The sequence below is a fragment of the Ancylobacter sp. GW821-FHT10E12 genome (assembly GCF_058809335.1).
This window is the reverse complement of record NZ_JBXASN010000007.1, coordinates 125,030-143,028: the sequence shown is the minus strand read 5'-3', so window position 1 is coordinate 143,028 and position 17,999 is coordinate 125,030. Positions and strand designations below refer to the sequence as shown.

The 17,999-nt window shown below is 67.9% G+C and carries 18 protein-coding genes; 10 read left to right on the top strand and 8 right to left on the bottom strand.

The features are described from left to right. The first annotated feature begins 213 nt into the window (after window positions 1-213). Complete coding sequence (locus AC1RU4_RS11375; protein ID WP_492891201.1) at window positions 214-414, top strand: DUF2735 domain-containing protein; 201 nt, start codon at window positions 214-216, stop codon at window positions 412-414. A 157-nt stretch (window positions 415-571) separates the two neighbouring features. Here the strand turns inward: AC1RU4_RS11375 and AC1RU4_RS11370 are convergent, their stop codons facing one another. Next, complete coding sequence (locus AC1RU4_RS11370) at window positions 572-1,960, bottom strand: FAD/NAD(P)-binding protein (protein ID WP_492891200.1); 1,389 nt, start codon at window positions 1,958-1,960, stop codon at window positions 572-574. A gap of 368 nt (window positions 1,961-2,328) precedes the next feature. Between AC1RU4_RS11370 and AC1RU4_RS11365 the strand changes: the two genes are divergently transcribed. The 6 genes from AC1RU4_RS11365 to AC1RU4_RS11340 all read left to right on the top strand — a co-directional run bounded on the left by AC1RU4_RS11365 (window position 2,329) and on the right by AC1RU4_RS11340 (window position 5,470). Beyond that, the gene (locus tag AC1RU4_RS11365; protein WP_492891199.1) at window positions 2,329-2,721 is read left to right on the top strand and encodes an acyl-CoA thioesterase; all 393 of its coding nucleotides are present in this window, start codon (window positions 2,329-2,331) and stop codon (window positions 2,719-2,721) included. A 120-nt stretch (window positions 2,722-2,841) separates the two neighbouring features. Continuing rightward, window positions 2,842-3,150 (top strand): hypothetical protein, encoded by a 309-nt coding sequence (locus tag AC1RU4_RS11360; RefSeq protein WP_492891198.1) that lies wholly within the window; start codon window positions 2,842-2,844, stop codon window positions 3,148-3,150. Between the two features lie 179 nt (window positions 3,151-3,329). Then, window positions 3,330-4,259, top strand: a complete 930-nt coding sequence (locus tag AC1RU4_RS11355; RefSeq protein ID WP_492891197.1) for an MBL fold metallo-hydrolase — start codon at window positions 3,330-3,332, stop codon at window positions 4,257-4,259. Window positions 4,260-4,262: 3 nt separating this feature from the next. Further along, window positions 4,263-4,610 (top strand): ArsR/SmtB family transcription factor, encoded by a 348-nt coding sequence (locus tag AC1RU4_RS11350; protein ID WP_492891196.1) that lies wholly within the window; start codon window positions 4,263-4,265, stop codon window positions 4,608-4,610. Next, window positions 4,607-5,050, top strand: coding sequence for a YeeE/YedE family protein (locus tag AC1RU4_RS11345; RefSeq protein WP_492891195.1), 444 nt, complete (start codon window positions 4,607-4,609; stop codon window positions 5,048-5,050). The genes AC1RU4_RS11350 and AC1RU4_RS11345 overlap by 4 nt, the downstream gene beginning before the upstream one ends. A 3-nt stretch (window positions 5,051-5,053) precedes the next feature. Beyond that, window positions 5,054-5,470, top strand: coding sequence for a DUF6691 family protein (locus AC1RU4_RS11340; protein ID WP_492891194.1), 417 nt, complete (start codon window positions 5,054-5,056; stop codon window positions 5,468-5,470). Here the strand turns inward: AC1RU4_RS11340 and AC1RU4_RS11335 are convergent. The 3 genes from AC1RU4_RS11335 to alr form a co-directional block, all read right to left on the bottom strand. Then, window positions 5,467-6,744 (bottom strand): Bcr/CflA family efflux MFS transporter, encoded by a 1,278-nt coding sequence (locus AC1RU4_RS11335; protein ID WP_492891193.1) that lies wholly within the window; start codon window positions 6,742-6,744, stop codon window positions 5,467-5,469. The two genes, AC1RU4_RS11340 and AC1RU4_RS11335, sit on opposite strands and share 4 nt — an antisense overlap. A gap of 236 nt (window positions 6,745-6,980) precedes the next feature. Then, window positions 6,981-8,234, bottom strand: a complete 1,254-nt coding sequence (locus tag AC1RU4_RS11330; RefSeq protein WP_492891192.1) for a D-amino acid dehydrogenase — start codon at window positions 8,232-8,234, stop codon at window positions 6,981-6,983. 39 nt (window positions 8,235-8,273) lie between these two features. Further along, window positions 8,274-9,425 (bottom strand): alanine racemase, encoded by a 1,152-nt coding sequence (gene alr, locus AC1RU4_RS11325; RefSeq protein ID WP_492891191.1) that lies wholly within the window; start codon window positions 9,423-9,425, stop codon window positions 8,274-8,276. A gap of 129 nt (window positions 9,426-9,554) precedes the next feature. On the opposite strand from alr, the gene AC1RU4_RS11320 reads away from it, so the two are divergent. Both AC1RU4_RS11320 and AC1RU4_RS11315 read left to right on the top strand, forming a co-directional pair. Further along, the gene (locus AC1RU4_RS11320) at window positions 9,555-10,010 is read left to right on the top strand and encodes an Lrp/AsnC family transcriptional regulator (RefSeq protein WP_492891190.1); all 456 of its coding nucleotides are present in this window, start codon (window positions 9,555-9,557) and stop codon (window positions 10,008-10,010) included. Between the two features lie 81 nt (window positions 10,011-10,091). Then, complete coding sequence (locus tag AC1RU4_RS11315; protein ID WP_492891189.1) at window positions 10,092-10,889, top strand: NAD(P)-binding domain-containing protein; 798 nt, start codon at window positions 10,092-10,094, stop codon at window positions 10,887-10,889. Between the two features lie 56 nt (window positions 10,890-10,945). Here AC1RU4_RS11315 and gabD read toward each other — a convergent pair whose 3' ends face one another. Next, window positions 10,946-12,394, bottom strand: coding sequence for an NADP-dependent succinate-semialdehyde dehydrogenase (gene gabD / locus AC1RU4_RS11310; protein ID WP_492891188.1), 1,449 nt, complete (start codon window positions 12,392-12,394; stop codon window positions 10,946-10,948). Window positions 12,395-12,486: 92 nt separating this feature from the next. Continuing rightward, complete coding sequence (locus AC1RU4_RS11305) at window positions 12,487-13,731, bottom strand: cupin domain-containing protein (RefSeq protein WP_492891187.1); 1,245 nt, start codon at window positions 13,729-13,731, stop codon at window positions 12,487-12,489. A gap of 293 nt (window positions 13,732-14,024) precedes the next feature. Here AC1RU4_RS11305 and AC1RU4_RS11300 point away from each other — a divergent pair, with 293 nt between their 5' ends. Then, a complete protein-coding gene (locus tag AC1RU4_RS11300; protein WP_492891186.1) occupies window positions 14,025-16,472 on the top strand; it encodes a GcvT family protein in 2,448 nt (815 codons plus the stop codon). Between the two features lie 153 nt (window positions 16,473-16,625). Here the strand turns inward: AC1RU4_RS11300 and AC1RU4_RS11295 are convergent, their stop codons facing one another. Further along, window positions 16,626-17,126, bottom strand: a complete 501-nt coding sequence (locus AC1RU4_RS11295) for a hypothetical protein (RefSeq protein ID WP_492891185.1) — start codon at window positions 17,124-17,126, stop codon at window positions 16,626-16,628. 41 nt (window positions 17,127-17,167) lie between these two features. After that, entirely contained in the window at window positions 17,168-17,995 is an 828-nt protein-coding gene (ppk2, locus tag AC1RU4_RS11290) for a polyphosphate kinase 2 (RefSeq protein WP_492891184.1), read from the bottom strand. Window positions 17,996-17,999: the final 4 nt, after the last annotated feature.

Sequence of the window (17,999 nt, the reverse complement as noted above, 5' to 3'; positions counted from 1 at the left end):
CGCCGAACCTATCGCAGCGACATGCGTTGAAAGTCGCAGGTTGCCGGCGACCGGGCGCGGGTATGCCGAAGGCGGGAGCATCCCGATGTATGATTAAATTATATGCAAGTGCTGATTTTATTTTGCGCAACATGCTCGATATCGCAGCAACGTGTGCTATATGATGTTGACCGTCGCTGCCAGCGGGCGCGGCGTAAATAGGAGAAGAAACCAATGAATGTCACTCCCATTGGCGGTTCCGCCAAGATTTACGAGTTCCCTCGCGGGGGGCGGGCCGGTCAGGTCAGTCGTCGCGAATCCGACCGTCTCAGTGCCGATCTCGCCGCTTTTCGCGCCGCTCCCGTGGCTTTCGGTGGCAGTTGGTACCATGAAGAGGCGATCAAGCAGGACGATCCGACCAATAAGCGCTCGTGACGCGAGTGGGATGGATGCCCGATAGCTGTCCGTATGCGGTACGATCGACGCCCCAGAGAGAGCCGGCACGCTAGCGTTCCGGCTCTCTTTCGTTATGTGCCCGCGATCCGGGCGATATGATTATTTTTTAGGCGGAAATCCCGGCGCGTTTCCGGCCTCAGAAGGTGAGCACCGGCGAGTCCGCCTCGGCAAGATGCCGCGCCACCGCGACGCACTGGTCTCGTCCGCTGCTGGCGGAGGTAACTTCCCAGAAGCGCCCGCGTGTCGGTGGGCCGACCACGAACAGGCCCGGCTGCGACCGGCCGTCGCGATCGACGAGCCGGTGCGCGAGATCGCAATCGAGTCCGAGCCGGTAGGGGCCGGGGCGGGCGAGGCCCGATTCCAGCAATTGACGCACCAGCGGGTCGCGGCTGCGGGCATAGTTCTCGTCCGGCCCCGTGCAGTTCAAAACCCACTCGGCGGCAAGTTCTTCGACGTCGTCGGGAGGAGCGCCGCGGCGATGCACGTCCAGCCGGTAGCCCTGCGGTGTCGGCGCGCCGCCGAGCACCCGCGCCTTCACCACTTCAAGCCGCCCCTCTGCCTGCAGCGCTTCGAGCAAGGCGGCGACGTCCGGCGCCAGGCGATGGCGATGGATGAACCAGACCGAGCGGCAATGCCGCTGGAAGCGCCGCTTCTCGTCATCCGGCAGACCGAGCCAGATGGCGCTGACGCGGGTGCGGAAGCTGTCGATCACCGCCTGCCAGAGGATGCCGGCCTCGGCACGGTGCCGTACCGCCGCGCGCAGGCCGCCGACGAGTCCGCGCGCGGTGTCGAGCGCGAGGCCCTCGACCGGCGGGCAGGGCGAGGTCGGCGGCACATCGACGAGCGGCAGCAGGCCGTTGCGCGACACCATGCGCAGCCGCTTCACCCCGCGTCGGGCGAGCTCGACCACCGCGTCGACCGCGGTGGCACCGGTGCCGATGACGAGCACGTCGGCTCCCGCGCCGATGGCATCCAGTGCGCCCGGCTGCCAGATATCGGCGATGAAGCCCGTGCCGGGCTGGAGCCCCGGCAGCACGGCCGGTGGCGGGTTGCCAAGGCAGAGCGCCACCGTCGCCGCCTCGATGACAGCGCCCGACGCGGTGCGTACGCGGAAACCATCCTGGGTCTTCTCCACCGCGACGGCGCTGTCGCGGCGCGGAGTGAGGCGGCCGCCAGCCGCGATCCCGTCGAGCAGATGGCAGAGATAGTCGCCATAGAGCCGGCGGGCGACGAAGGCGGTCTCGTAGGCCGGCCCGGTCGGATGCCCGTTGGCGGCGAGCCAGCGCGCGAATCCACCGGCGTCGGCATCGCAGTCCCCGCCCATGCGTTCGGCCGGTACGTTCAGCCGGTGCCAGTCGGCGGTCGCCGAATAGGCGAGACCGCGCCCGAAGGCACCCTCGCGGTCGATCAGCACGATCTCGTCGATATGCGGGAGGCGGGCGAGATGCACGCTCATGAAGGTGCCGTTGGCACCGCCGCCGACGACCACGGCGCGACCCGACGGCGATGAGGTCGGGGCGCTCACGGGTCGACCCCGACACGGACGCTCTGCGAGGCGCCGTCGAAATAAATGCTACATATCAATGGCTTATGCATAGGAGATGCGACCGATCGACGAATAGCAGCGGAATTATGTGGATACTATAGGGGCAGCTTTCGGCTAAAGCTATAGGAATTGAGCATCAAGCGTCGCGCTTGGCATGCCGCCGGATTCGGCAGCCGATGCTTCCCATGCAGGGTGTCGCCGAGGCGGGATATGTCCGGCGCGTGGGCGCTCTCATACTATTATACTATTTCCAGATTGGCGGCTTCGCCGTTCCGTGCGCGTCGCCGGGTAAGCGCTCGCAGCGCCGGCATTCCCGGAACATGTTCGCCTGAAGAAAGCCTCCGACCATGACGGACGACACGTCGCAGCCGCCGACCGACAGCCCGGTCATCCGCACCATCGCGATGCCAGCCGACACCAACCCCGCCGGCGACATTTTCGGCGGTTGGCTGATGGCGCATATGGACCTCGCGGCGGGCAACGTCGCCACCCGCCGGGTCCAGGGCCGCGCCGCCACGGTGGCGGTGGAAGCCATGGCCTTTCTCAGCCCGGTGCTGGTCGGCGACGAGGTGAGCTTCTACGGCACCGTGATCGCCACCGGCCGCACCTCGCTGAAGATCCGCATCGAAGCCTGGCGCCGCAAGCGCGAGGAGGAGGCGGTGATCAAGGTCACCGAGGCGACCTTCACCTTCGTGGCGATCGACAAGGATCGCCGGCCGCGGCCGATCAATCCTGTCTGACGCCTGTCGGGCGGCGTCGAATCGACCTTCGCATCCAAGGCATTCGGGTTTAGAATTCATTAACGTGGCAGGTAGTCGTTCCCGTGTGCGGGGCGGCGGTCGACGATAAGGACATGTGCCATGCCTGAACTCGTTCGGTTCCTCATGCGGCATGCCCTGATCGGCTTCGGTCTCGCCGTGCCGTTTGTCGCGGCCTTGTTGGCGCTCGATATTGCCGGGTTCGGTTCGCTGGTGCGCGGCTCGAGCTCCGGCGTCATGGCGGTGGCGGTGCTGACCGCCGCGCTCGGCTTCACCTTTGCCAGCCTGCAGATGGGCTTTGCCGTGATGCTGCTCGGCGAGGAGTCCGGCATGAGCGGCGGTCATCGCTTGCGGCCGGCCCCCGTCCGCGTGACCGTACGCCCCGAGGCGCGCCGGCACCGCGACATCTGACGCCCTTCTCCCCGGCAGGGATCGTATCGGAGCGGATGATTTCCGGCGCGTGTCCATTGCGCTCTATTGATTGCAAATTTTTGCAATCGAAATATATTGATTGAAATTCACCATCGGTCGGGCGCTGAATGGCTTGCTGCTTCTGGCGCCACGGCGCCTGTATCGGGGGGATGTCGCCAATGACCCACGCCCACATGCACGAAGTCACGCCATCCGCCGCCGACCCCGCCATGCCCCGGCCGGAGGTGACCGGTTTCTTCGATCCGCGCAGCTGGTCGATCCAGTATGTGGTTGCCGACCCGCAGGCCGGGCGCTGCGCGATTATCGATCCGGTCCAGGATTTCGACGAGAAATCCGCCCAGACCGCTACCGTCAGCGCCGACCGGCTGCTCGCCTTCGTGCGCGAGAAGGGCTATGCGGTCGACTGGATCCTCGACACCCATCCGCATGCCGACCATTTCTCGGCGGCGCACTATCTCCAGCAGCAGACCGGCGCCCCGACGGCGATCGGCGAGCGGGTGAAGGACGTGCAGAGCCTGTGGAAGGGCTATTATAACTGGTCCGATTTCCCTACCGACGGCTCGCAATGGAACCGGCTGTTCGCCGATGGCGATACTTTCAAGGTCGGCGGCATCGAGGGACGGGTGATGTTCTCGCCGGGCCACACGCTCGCTTCCGTCACCTATGTGATCGGCGACGCCGCCTTCATCCATGACACTCTGTTCATGCCCGATGGCGGCACGGCGCGGGCCGACTTTCCCGGCGCCAGCGCCGAGGCGCTGTGGCGCTCGATCCAGGCGATCCTGGCGTTGCCCGACGATACCCGCCTCTTCGTCGGCCACGACTACCAGCCGGGTGGGCGGCCGCCGGCCTGGGAATCCACCGTCGCCGAGCAGAAGGCATGCAACATCCACCTGGCGCGCTGCCAAAGCGAAGCGGCGTTCGTCGCCCTGCGCGAGGCGCGCGACCGCACTCTCGCCATGCCGAAGTTGATCCTGCAGGCGTTGCAGATCAACACCAATGGCGGGCGGCTGCCGGAACCGGAATCGAACGGGACGCGCTATCTGAAGATCCCGCTCGACCTTCTGGCCGGCGCGTCCTGGGACTGACCGATGACCGGAACCCTCTCTGCCGACGCCACGCGCATGAAGCAGCGCGTGGGCGAGGCGTCCACCTTTCTCAAGACGCTGTCGAACCCCGACCGGTTGCTGGTCGCCTGCGCCCTGGTCGACGGGGAGCGCTCCGTGCGCGAGCTTGAACGCCTGCTCGGCATTCGCCAGCCCGGCCTGTCGCAGCAAATCGCCGGCCTGCGGCAGGCCGGGCTGGTCGCCGGGCGCAAGGAGGGCAAGCAGGTGTTCTATCGCCTCGCCGACCCGCGCGTGCAGAGCTTCATCTCCACCATGCACGCGCTGTTCTGCGCGCCGGCGGCTGCGGCGGTCGAGACGGATCGGGAACCATGAGCCACGTCGTGACCACCGACTTCACGCCGTTCGCCTCCCTTGCCGGCGGCATGCTGATCGGGCTGTCGGCGGCGCTGCTGGTGCTGCTGGAGGGCCGCATCGCCGGCATCAGCGGCATTGCGAGCCGGCTGCTGCCGCCCTGGCGCGACGGAGGAACCGCGTCGCGCGCGGCCTTCGTCGCCGGATTGGTGGCCGCACCGTTCCTCGTCATGGCGGTCACCGGGCAGCCGGTGCGCCAGAGCGTGCCGCCGGAACTCGCGCTGATGGTTGCCGCCGGCCTGTTGGTCGGCTTCGGCTCGGTCTGGGGAGGTGGTTGCACCTCCGGCCACGGCGTGTGCGGCATCGCCCGGCTGTCGCCGCGCTCGCTGGTGGCCACCGGCGTGTTCATGGCGGCGGGTTTCGTCACCGTCTTCGTCATCCGTCATGTGATCGGAGGCTGAACGATGCCGGTCCTGGTGAATTTCGGCCTCGGCCTGCTGTTCGGCCTCGGCCTCGTCGTCTCCGGCATGAGCGATCCGGCCAAGGTGCTGAACTTCCTCGATCTGTTCGGCAGCTTCGACCCGTCGCTCGCCTTCGTCATGGGTGGGGCGGTGCTGGTCGCCTTCGTCGGCTTCCGCCTTGCCGGCGGGATGCAGGCGCCGCTGCTGGCGCCGCGCTTTTCGCTGCCGACCCGTCGAGACATCGACAGGCGGCTGATCGTCGGGCCGGCGCTGTTCGGCATCGGCTGGGGGCTCGGCGGGTTCTGCCCCGGTCCGGCCTTCACCGCGCTCGGGCTTGGTGCGGCGGGTACGCTCGTCTTCGTGCCCGCCATGCTCGCCGGCATGTGGGCGGCAAGACGGCTCGCCGAGCGCGCGTCCTAGACCACGGCGCGGCGGGAGGCTCGGCGCGCCATGCACAGGCCGGCAAGGCCCATGGACATCGAGCCGACCACGATCCACCCCACCGAGAAGGAGTCGTGGCCGAGAAGGCCGACCAGCAGCGTCACCAGCGCGCCGATCGCCATCTGGATGAAGCCGTAAAGGCTGGAGGCGGTGCCGACGGCGTGACGGTCGGCGCTCATCGCCAGCGTCGCCGCACCCGGATTGGCGAAGCCGCCGGCATAGGTCATCAGGAACAGCGGCACGATCACCGTGGCGACGCTGTCCGGCACCAGTGCGCGCCCGACGAGGAAGGCCACTGCCGCTGCCACGGCGCCGGCCGTGCCGATGAGGGCAATGGCGTCCAGCGTCATCGAGCGGGCGGCATGCCGGGCGGTGAGCGCGCCCAGGATCGAGCCGGCGACCACCGCCAGATAGATGAAGCCGATGCCGAGCGTCGCATGCGGCAGTTCCTCGCCGACGAGGAACGGCAGCGCGGCGTAGAACGCATAGGCGGTGACGGTGCAGGCGGCGCCGCACAGCGAATAGCCGACGAAGGTCGGCATGGCGAGGAGCCGGCCGTAGCCGCGCGCCATGCCGGCGACGCTGAGCGGGGCGCTACGGTCGCTATTGGTCTCCGGGAAGTGGCGATAGAGCAGCAGCAGGATCACGCTCGCCGCCGCCAGCAGCACCGCGAACAACATGCGCCAGCCAAGCAGGAGGGCGAGATAGGACCCGACCAGCGGCGCCACCGCCGAGGACAGCGTGATGGCGGAGGCGAGCACGGCGAGCGCCGCCACCGCGCCCTGTCTGGTCGAGGTCTCGCGGATGGTGGCGCGGCCGATCACCAGCCCGGCGCAACTGCCGACCGATTGCAGCCCCCGTGCCACCAGCAGCGTCCACAGGCCGGGTGCCAGCAGGGCCCCCACCGTACCGACTAGATAGATCGCGAGGCCACCGAGGATCACCGGCCGGCGGCCGAAGCGGTCGGAAATCGGCCCGTGCACGATCTGCCCGAGCGCGAGGCCGACGAGATAGAGCGTTAACGTGAGCTGGATCTGCGACGGGCTCACCGACAGTGCCGCCGCGGCGGCCGGCAGGGCCGGCACGAAGACGTGCATGCTGAAGGTCGCCACCGCAGTGGTGACGGCCATCAGCATCAGGTTGACCCGCGGGCGGGGCCTGTCGGGGCTGGCGGTCGGGTCGGCACCGGCTGCGGCCGGCTCATCGATGTCGGGTGCCGGGCGCTCGACCGTCGCGAGGGCGGGGGCGTTCATGAGGCGCGCCCCGCGAGAGCGCGGGGAAAGCGGGTCCGCCCGAATGCCCGGCATCCGGGCATAGAGGGCGGCGCCATGGTGGAGGTCGACATGGATGCTCTTGCACAAGGCCGTGGGGCGGTGAACCGCCTCCTTCACTCGGCATCGCGGAATTTCGCTCCGGTCGCAACCCCCGGCATGGTTGACCCTGCCATGCAGGGTTGACGATGAGGGGAGGAGGAAGGCGCAAGCGAGGCCTACTGGTACCGCGACAACGCGAGGTCGGCGCTCTCGATGGCGGGCCTGGTGCGGTTGACGAGGTCGGCCAGCACCCGGCCGGAGCCGCAGGACATGGTCCATCCCAGCGTGCCGTGGCCGCCATTCAGGTAAAGGTTGCCGTAGCGGGTCGGTCCGATCACCGGGGTGCCGTCCGGCGTCATCGGGCGCAGGCCGGTCCAGAAGCTCGCCTGCTTCTGGTCGCCGGCGCCGCCGAACAGGTCCTCGACCGAATGCTCCAGCGTGGCGCGGCGGGCCGGCGGCAGGTCGAGATTGAAGCCGGCGATCTCCGCCATGCCGCCGACGCGGATGCGGTCGCCGAGGCGGGTGATCGCGACCTTGTAGGTTTCGTCCATCACCGTGGAGATCGGCGCGCGCGCCTCGTTCACGATCGGCACGGTGATCGAATAACCCTTCACCGGATAGACCGGCAGGTCGAGGCCGAGCGGCTTTGCCAGCGCCGGGGCGTAGCTGCCGAGCGCCAGCACGTAGAGATCGGCCTCGATGTCGCCGAGGTCGGTTTCCACCGCGACGATGCGGTTGCCCTCATATTTCAGGCGACGGATGTCGACTCCGAAGCGGAACGCGACGCCGAGCCCTTCGCACAGCGTGGCGAGGGCGTTGGTGAACTTGAAGCAGTCGCCGGTCTCGTCATGCGGCAGTTGCAGGCCGCCGACGATCTTCTCCCGCACCGGCCCGAGGCCGGGCTCGGCGGCGACGCAGCCGGCGGGGTCGAGCACGTTGAACGGCACGCCGTCGGCCTTCAGCACCTCGATGTCCTTGCCGATGCCGTCGAACTGCTTCTGGGTGCGGAACACCTGCAGCGTGCCCTGCATGCGCTCGTCATAGGCGATGCCGGTTTCCGTACGCAGCTCGGCGAGGCAGTCGCGGCTATATTCCGCGAGGCGCACCATGCGGCCCTTGTTCACCGCGTAGCGCGCGCTGGTGCAGTTGGCCAGCATGGCGACGATCCAGCGCAGGGTCGCCGCATCCGCCATCGGGCGGACGATCAGCGGCGCGTGCTTCATGAACAGCCATTTCAGCGCCTTCATCGGGATGCCGGGCGCCGCCCAGGGCGAGGCATAGCCGGGCGAGACTTCGCCGGCATTGGCATAGCTGGTTTCTAGCGCTGGGCCGGGCTGGCGGTCGATCACCGTCACCTGATGGCCGGATTTGGCCAGGTACCAGGCGGAAGTTACGCCGATGACGCCGGCGCCGAGAACCACGATCTTCATGGAAGGCCTCTTGTTTTTGCCGGATCGGTCAGCGCGGGATCATCGGAGATAGGTGCGATGGTAGCGCGCGCCGAGCCGGGTGAGAATCTCGTAGGCGATGGTGCCGGCGGCCTCGGCGACATCCTCGAGCGTCTGGTGCGGCCCGAGGATTTCGACCAGGCTGCCGAGGCCCAGCGTGCCGGGCGGCAGGGCGCTGATGTCGAGGATGATGCTGTCCATCGACACCCGCCCGACGATGGGCAGGCGAATGTCGCCGACATACGCCGCACCGCAGTCGCTCAGATGCCGGGGCAGGCCGTCGGCATAGCCGGCGGCGAGGGTGGCGAGGCGCATGTCGCGCTGGGCGACAGCGCGCCCGCCATAGCCGATGCGGGCGCCGGCCGGCACAATTCGGGTCTGGATCACCGGCACGTCGAGCCGCACCACAGGCGCCATCGGATTGGGCCGGCCGGGTGTGGGCGCGCCGCCATAGAGCGCGATGCCGGGGCGGACAAGTGCGTCTTCACGATCGACGTCTTGGCGGTCGGCGCCCTGATAGTCGGCGCCGAGGAACACGCCGCCGGAATTGGCGAAGCAGCGCGCCGCGTCGGGGAAGGCGGCGGCGAGGCGACGGAAGGCGGCCAGCTGGTCGGCGTTCTGGACGTTCTCCGGCTCGTCGGCGCAGGCAAGGTGGCTCATCACATAGAGGAGATTCACCCCGGCGAGCCGCGCCGGATCGGCGGCGAGCGCTTCGGCCTCCTCCGGCTCCAGGCCGAGCCGCGACATGCCGCTGTCGAGCTGGAGGAGGGCGGGAAGCGTGGTGCCGCGCCGGCGCGCCTCGGCGGTCCAGTTGTCGAGCTGGTCGAGCGAGTTCAGCACCGGGACGATGCCGGCCTCGGCGCAGGTGGCCTCGGCGCCGGGCAGCAGACCGTTGAGCACGACGAGCCGGGCGTCGGCGGCGAGCAGCGGGCGCAGCGCCAGCGCCTCGCCGAGATGAGCGACGAAGAAGTCGCGGCAGCCGGCCTTGTACAGCGCCGGGGTGACGCGCGCGGCGCCGAGGCCATAGGCGTCGGCCTTCACCACGCCGGCGGCGCGGGCCGGCGCGACCCGCGCCTGCAAGCCTTGGTAGTTCGCCATCAGCGCGGCGAGATCGATGGTGAGGATCCCCGAGGCGGCATCGACGACCGGCCGCTCGGCAATATCTGCGAACATGCACCACCTCTTGCGGGAGAATGGCAAAGCGTAGCGCGGCAATCGCGCAATTGCCGGTCAATTCGTGCTTGGAAATTCGACCGAATGATATTCAATGCGCGAAACCATCAGGAATTCGACGAATCCGCCATGTCCGCCCTCGATGCCATCGACCGCAACATCCTGCGCCTGCTGCGCCTCAATGCCCGCACGAGCACGGCCAGCCTGGCCGAGGAGGTTGGCCTGTCGCCCTCGACCTGCCTCAGGCGCATCAAGCTGATGGAGCATAGCGGAGTGATCCGCGGCTACACGGCGATCGTCGACCATTCCGCGCGCGAGGCCGGCATGGCGGTGATCATCAACATCACGCTGGAACGGCAGACCGAGGATTATCTCACCCGTTTCGAGACCGCGGTGCGCCGGCACCCCGAGATCCGCGAGTGCTACCTGATGACTGGCGGCTCGGACTATCTGCTGCGGGTCGAAGTGGAGAACGCCGCCGAATTCGAGCGCGTGCATACCGAGATCCTCTCCACGCTGCCCGGCGTGCTGCGCATCCATTCCAGCTTCTCGATCCGCAACGTCATGGCGGCACGTCGTCGCTGAGGCGAGGCCCCACGCGCGACGGCGTTTCCAGCCGCGCCGGGCCGGCCTATATCAGCGGACCCGCATCATTCGGAACGCATCATGCTCACCATCGGATTCGTCGGCACCGGCACGCTCACCGAGGCCGTGGTCACCGGCCTTGTGCAGACCCATGCCGGGCGTTGCCGCATTCTCCTGTCGCCGCGCTCGGAGGCGGTGTCGCGCCGTCTGGCCGCGACCCATGCCGAGGTCGCGCGTTGCGAGAGCAACGAGGAGGTGGTGGCCGGCAGCGACGTGGTGGTGCTCGCCATGCTGCCGAGCCAGTTCGCCGAAGTGACGGCCGGGCTGCCGTTCCGTGCCGAGCAGACGATCGTGAGCCTTGCCGCCGGCGTCGGCACCGACGTCGTCCGGTCGAGCGTGGCGCCGGCGCAGACGGTGGTGCGGGCGATCCCGCTGCCGCCGATCCGCTTCCGCAAGGGGCCGATCGTGCTCTATCCCGCCAATGCAATTGCCGAGGAACTGTTCGGCGGTCTCGGCGATCTGATCGTCGCCGAGCGCGAGAGCGACCTCGTCTCTATCGCCCACGCCAGCGCGATGATGTCCTCGCACTACGAATTGCAGAACAGGGTGATCGGCTGGCTGGAATCGCGCGGCCTCGCCCCGGCGGCCGCCTCGCTCTATGTGCGCTCGTTCTTCGCCGGCCTCGCCGAAATCGGCCTCGACGCCCATCGCCACGGCGAGATGGTCGACCCGGTGCATCACGAGACCAAGGGCGGGATCAATGAATGCGGGCGGACCTACCTCATCGGGCAGGGCTGGTTCGAAGAGATCGGCCACGCGCTCGATGCCATCGAGAAGCATGTGTTGGTAAAGCCGGCGCCCGCGGCGTCGAAGGACTGAGCGGCGGCGAGGGGGCTTGCCGGGCGCGATGCGCCCGGCCGCCAGTGCGAGGCGGATCAGATGCCGCCCATGCAGATGTATTTCACCACCAGGTAGTCCTCGATGCCGTAATGCGAGCCCTCGCGGCCGATGCCGGACTGCTTGACGCCGCCGAACGGCGCCACCTCGTTGGAGATCAGCCCGGTATTGACGCCGACCATGCCATATTCGAGCCGATCGGCCACCCGCCACACCCGGCCGAGATCGCGGGCGTAGAAATAGCTGGCAAGGCCGAATTCGGTGTCGTTGGCCAGCGCCACGACCTCGTCCTCGGTCTCGAAGCGATAGAGCGGGGCGAGCGGGCCGAAGGTCTCCTCGCGCGACACCGCCATGTCGGGGGTCACGTCGACGAGCACGGTGGGCTCGAAGAAGGAATGGCCGAGGGCGTGGCGCTGGCCGCCGAGCACGACCCTGGCGCCCTTCGAGACGGCATCGGCGATATGCTCCTCGACCTTGGCGACCGCCTTGCCGTCGATCAGCGGCCCGATGCGCACGCCTTCCCCCGTGCCGTCGCCGACCTTCAGCGCCGCGACCGCCGTCACCAGCTTCTCGGCGAAGGCGTCATAGACCTTGGCATGGACATAGAGGCGGTTGGCGCAGACGCAGGTCTGGCCGGCATTGCGGTATTTGGAGAGGATGGCGCCTTCCACCGCCGCGTCGAGATCGGCGTCGTCGAACACGATGAAGGGGGCATTGCCGCCGAGTTCCATCGACACTTTCTTGATGGTGGCGGCGGTCTGTTGCATCAGCACCCGGCCGACCTCGGTGGAGCCGGTGAAGGTGAGCTTGCGCACGGTCGGGTTGGTGCTGAGCTCGCCGCCGATGGCGCGGGAGGAGCCGGTGATCACCGAGAGCACGCCGGCCGGCACCCCGGCCCGCTCGGCGAGCACGGCCAGCGCCAGCGCGGTGAGCGGGGTCTGCGAGGCCGGCTTCACCACCATGGTGCAGCCGGCGGCCAGCGCCGGGCCGGCCTTGCGGGTGATCATCGCCGCCGGGAAGTTCCACGGCGTGATCGCCGCGCAGACACCGATCGGCTCCTTGGTGACGACGATTCGCTGGCCCTTCACCGGGGCGGGAATGGTGTCGCCATAGACGCGCTTGCCCTCCTCGCCGAACCACTCGATGAAGGAGGCGGCATAGGCGATTTCGCCACGCGCCTCGGGAAGCGGCTTGCCCTGCTCGGCGGTCATGATGGCGCCGAGGTCGTCCTGGTTGGCCATGATGAGCTCGAACCAGCGGCGCAGCACGGCAGCGCGCTCCTTGGCGGTGCGGGCCCGCCATTCCGGCCAGGCGGCATCGGCGGCGGCGATGGCGGCGCGGGCCTCGCCAGCACCGAAGTTCGGCACCGTGCCGACGAGCTCGCCGGTGGCGGGGTTGCGCACCTCGATCACGTCGTCGGCGCCGATCCAGCTTCCACCCACGAGGCATTCGCTGCGCAGCAGGCTGGCATCCTTCAGTTCAAGCACGACGTTTCTCCCGGAGCGGCGGCACAGGCCGATGACGATGCCGACCTTGTAGCGCCGTCCGGCGAGGCGAGAAAGCCGTGTCGAGCAGGCGTTCAGCCCGGCTGCAACCCGAGCTGGTCCTTGGGGAAGCGCGCGATGACCGCCGGATCGATATTGAGGTGCTGTGCGACCAGTTCGGGCGGGGCATGGGTCAGCCAGTCCGCGAGGTCGACCTCCTGATATTCCGGCGCCTTGAAGATGATCAGCATCTGGATCTCCTCGTCGCCGGTGTTCTGGATGTAGTGGCCCTGGCTCTTCGGCACCACGCCGACATCGCCGGGCTTGAAGTCGATGGTCTGGGCGCGCGGGCCGGCGTTGAACACCGTCATGCGGCCCTGGCCCTTGATCCAGTACTGCCATTCGTCGGCATTGGGGTGCCAGTGCATGCGGCGCATTGCGCCGGGCTTGATGGTCTCGATGGCGGCGGCGATGGTGGTGGACGCCTTGAAGGTGCGGCTATCGGCAAGCTGGACGCGGCCGGAGGCGTTTTCCTTCACCGGCTTGGTGCCGGTCAGTGAGAAGGTGAAGGGCTGGGGCGGGGTGCCGCCGGAGGCGACGGCGGCCTGGTCGGCGGCGAGCGGGCCGGGCTCCGTGCCCTGGAAGATCCACAGGTCGTGCAGCGGGATGTTCCTGAACACGTCCGGCGGCACACCGAAATTCTGCGCCAGAACGTCCGGCGGCGTGTGGGCGATCCAGTCGGTCAGCAGCAGCGTGTTGTACTCGGACTGGTAGGCGTCGTCGAAGACGATCAGGAATTCGCAGCCGTTCGGGCCGAGGCCCTGCAGCGAATGCGGGTAACCCGCCGGGAAGAACCAGAGGTCGCCCGCGCCGACGTCCTGCACATAGGCATGACCTTCCTTGTCCAGAACGGTGATGCGACAGCGACCATTGGTCATCAGCGCCCATTCCCCGGCCAAATGCCAGTGCATCTCGCGGATGTCGCCCGGTCCGAGGCGCATGTTCACGCCCGACACGTCCTTGGAGGCGGGGAATTCCGTGGCGGTGATCTGTCGCGCCCAGCCGCCGCCCTGCACGCGCTTGGGCATGATGTTGAAGGACGACCAGTTCATCGGCATGTTGCCGATATCGGTTGCCGGTGGGTTCTGGAACGAGGGCATCTGGCTCTCGAGAGCCGGGTTCTGCGGCCCGGGACTGGACAGCGCGCCGAGGGTCGAATTGATCGCCCCCTGCGGCGGCTGATCGGGATTGCCGAAGCTCGCGGCATGGGCGGCACCGGCGGCCAGCACGGCGCTGCCGGCGCCGATGGCGAGCAGGCTGCGGCGGGACAGATCTTCCATCGCTTCCTCCTGAAGAATGCGGAATCTGCGCAACGGGCGCCAGTGTCGGCGCGGCGGGCGGCGGCGTCTTTTCGCTCCGCATGGCGATGGCCGACGCGTTGGAGCGGGCGGATGTGCAACGCGCCTGCGCGGCTCGTCGCCTCGCCAATCAACGCAAAACCACCGAAAGACTCATCATTCCCTCCAAAAATGTGGAGTCGTGTTGACTTGCAATGTGGTGCCCGCCAGAAATGATCGGGATGCCGGGGCGTTGCAGCGCCTCGGGCATGCGCGGCCGGAAGAGGGGACGAGGCATGGCAGGCTTTCCGACGCAGGCGCGCGTGGTGATCATCGGCGGCGGCATCATCGGCGCGTCGACGGCGTATCATCTCGCCAAGATGGGTTGGCGCGACGTGGTGCTTCTGGAGCGCAGCAAGCTCACCTCCGGCAGCACCTGGCATGCGGCCGGCCTGGTCGGGCAATTGCGCTCCTCCGCCAACATCACCCAGCTGCTCGGCGAATCGGTGAAGCTCTACCGCACGCTGGAGGCCGAGACCGGCCTCGCCACCGGCTGGAAGATGAATGGCGGCCTGCGGCTCGCCTGCAATGAAGAGCGCTGGACCGAGGTGAAGCGGCAGGCGACCACCGCCCGTTCCTTCGGGCTGGAGATGCACCTACTCACCGCGAGGGAGGCACAGGACCTTTGGCCGCTGATGGACGTGTCCGACGTCGTCGGCGCCGCCTTCCTGCCCACCGATGGGCAGGCCAACCCGACCGACATCACCCAGTCGCTCGCCAAGGGCGCGCGCAACCACGGCGCCCGGCTGATCGAGAATGTCGAGGTCACTGGCATCGCGGTGGCCCACGGGCGCGTTGCGGCGGTGGAGACCACGCAGGGGCGCATCGCCTGCGAGTACGTGGTGAACTGCGCCGGGCAATGGGCGCGCGAGGTCGGCAGGCTCGCCGGTGTCAACGTGCCGCTGGTCTCGGTGGAGCACCAGTACATGGTCACCGAGCCGATCCCCGGCGTGACGCCTGACCTGCCGACGCTGCGCGATCCCGACCGGCTCACCTACTACAAGGAGGAGGTCGGCGGGCTGGTGATGGGTGGTTATGAAGCGAACCCTATTCCCTGGGCGGTCGACGGCTTCCCCAAGCCGTTCGACTTCCAGCTGCTGCCCTCCAATTTCGATCATTTCGAGCCGATCATGGAACTGGCGCTCGGCCGGGTGCCGGCGCTGGAGACGGCCGGCGTGCGCCAGCTGATCAACGGGCCGGAGAGCTTCACGCCGGACGGCAATTTCATCCTCGGCGAGGCGCCGGAGCTGCCCGGCTTCTTCGTCGGCGCCGGCTTCAACGCCTTCGGCATCGCCTCGGGCGGCGGTGCCGGCAAAGTGCTGGCGGAATGGGTGATCGGCGGCGAGCCGCCCTACGACCTGTGGCCGGTCGACATCCGCCGCTTCGGCCGCAACCACCAGGACGTCGACTGGGTGCGCACCCGCACGCTGGAGGCCTATGGCAAGCACTACACCATCGCCTGGCCGCATGAGGAGCACGCGAGCGGCCGTCCGCTGCGCCGTTCGCCGCTCTATGACCGGCTGAAGGCCCAGGGAGCGGTGTTCGGCGAGAAGCTCGGCTGGGAACGGCCGAACTGGTTCGCAGCACAGGGCGAGACCGCGCAGGACATCCACACGTTCGGCCGGCCGAACTGGTTTGCCGCGGTGGGGCGCGAGCACAAGGCGGTGCGCGAAGGCGTGGCGCTGTTCGACCAGAGCTCGTTCGCCAAGTTCTTGCTCGTCGGCCGCGACGCCGAGGCGGCGATGGGCTGGCTATCCGCCGCCGAGGTAACAAAAACGGTCGGCAGCCTGATCTATGCGCCGATGCTGAACGCGCGTGGCGGCATGGAAGCCGAGGTGATGGCGGCGCGGCTGGCGGCGGACCGCTACTACATCGTCTCCGGCACCGCGCTTGCCACCCATGATTTCGACTGGATCAGCCGCAACATTCCCGCCGGGCTCGATGCCCATCTGGTCGACCTCACCTCCGGCTATGCGGTGCTGAGCCTGCAGGGGCCGAAAGCACGGGCGGTGATCGAGAAGGTCGCGCGGGAAGATGTCTCGAACGCCGGTTTCCCGTTCGGGCAGATGCGCTCGATCACCATTGCCGGGGCGCCGGTGATGGCGCTGCGCGTCAGCTATGTCGGCGAACTGGGTTGGGAGCTGCACATCCCGACCGAGTTCGCGATTCCCGTCCATGATGCGCTGAGCGCGGCCGGTGCCGAGCTCGGCATGGTCAATGCCGGCTACCGGGCCATCGAAAGCCTGCGGCTGGAAAAGGCGTTCCGCGCCTGGGGTTCGGATATCGGGCCGGACCATACGCCGTTCGAGGCCGGGCTCGGCTGGGCGGTACGGCCGGCCGGCGCTGCCGACTTCCTCGGCCAGGCGGCGCTGGAGGCGCAGCGCGGCGAGCGGCTGAAGAAGATGCTGTGCACCTTCACCGTCGACGACCCGGAGGTGATCCTGCTCGGCCGCGAGACCATCTATCGCGACGGCGAGCGGGTCGGCTGGCTGAGCAGCGGCGGCTTCGGCCATACGATCGGCAAGCCGGTCGGCCTCGGCTATGTCAGGCAGAAGCAGGCCGGGCTCGACGAGGCGTGGGTCGTCGCCGGCCAATACGAGCTGGAGGTCGCGACCGTGCGGGTACCCTGCACGCTGCAGATCGAAGCGCCTTACGATCCGTCCATGGCCCGGATGCTCGGCTGAGACGTTGCCGAGCCAAGGGGGGCGGACGGACGTAACAGCGGCGTCATCCCGAATGGCCGCGGATCCGATCCGGGACCCTTCTGCTGCCGGAATTGCGGCGGTACGGCCATCACCTTGAAACCGCACCGCCTTGGCGGCGGAGGGCGCCTCTGCCTATTTGCCACCCCAGGCGAGGAACAGCCCGACATCGCCGGGCATGCCATTCGGCCAATCGACGATCATCGCCTTGAGCTTGAATCCGGCCGGCCGGAGCTTCTCGCGCCACAGCTCGTAGGCCTGGTGCGGGCGGCCGGTGAGGCTGTCGGGCCAGCCTTCCTCGGTGTTGTTGATCGCGCGGCCGTGGTCGGTACACAGCGTGTTGGGAAAACGCATCACCATGATCTCGGTCTCGCCGCGCTCGGCCGCCGCGGTGAGCTTGAGCCGGAGGCTTTGCGCGATCTCCTCCAGCTTCTGCGGCGTCAGCTCGATCGGCGCCATCAGCGTCTTGGCGAGTTCTTCCTTGGCGTGCCGGGCGCGATCCATCGCCTCGACTTCCTCATTCGCCCGTGCGAGGGCGATCTTGTCCATATAGTTGCGCAGGTCGGCGGCCGACATGAAGCTCTCGTCGCCCAGCTTGTCGTGCGCTTCGACAGGTGCCTTGTTGGTATCGCTCATCATGTGCTCCAGCTGTGGGCCGGCGTCGGGGCCGCGCCGTGTCAGAAGGTCTCGGGTACCCGGTGACGGGCATAGGCCGGCTCGGTATAGCCTTTCGGCTTCTGGCGTTTCGGCAGTTTCACGGACTCCCGCTTCACCGGTTCGTAGGGCACCTGCGACAGAAGATGGGTGATGATGTTGAGCCTTGTGCGCTTCTTGTCGTCGGACTGGACTACGTGCCAGGGCGCCCATTCGGTGTCGGAGGCGGCGAACATCTCGTCGCGCGCACGGGAGTAGTCATACCAGCGGCTGTAGGATTTCAGGTCCATCGGCGAGAGCTTCCATATCTTGCGCTCGTCGGTGATGCGCTGCGTGATCCGTCGTGTCTGTTCCTCCTCGCTGACTTCCAGCCAGTATTTGATCAGGATGATGCCTGAATCGACCATCGCCTTCTCGATCATGCCGACGGTTTCGAGGAACTTGCGGGCCTGCTTCTCGCTGCAATAGCCCATGACCCGCTCGACGCCGGCACGATTGTACCAGCTGCGGTCGAAGATCACGATCTCGCCCCCCGCCGGAAAGTGCGGCACGTAGCGCTGGGCGTACATCTGCGATTTCTCGCGCTCGCCGGGCGGGGGCAGGGCGACGACGCGGAACACGCGCGGGCTCACCCGCTCGGTGATCGCCTTGATGACGCCGCCCTTGCCGGCGCCGTCGCGTCCCTCGAAGACGACGCAGACCTTGGCACGGCTCTCCCGCACCCATTCCTGCAGCTTCACCAGCTCGACATGCACATGCCGGAGCTCGCGCTCGTAGGTTTTGCGGGAGAGCCTGTCGCTCCCGGCTTCCTTGATCTGTTTTTCGGTGTCCTTGTCGATGACGGCGTCCATGTCA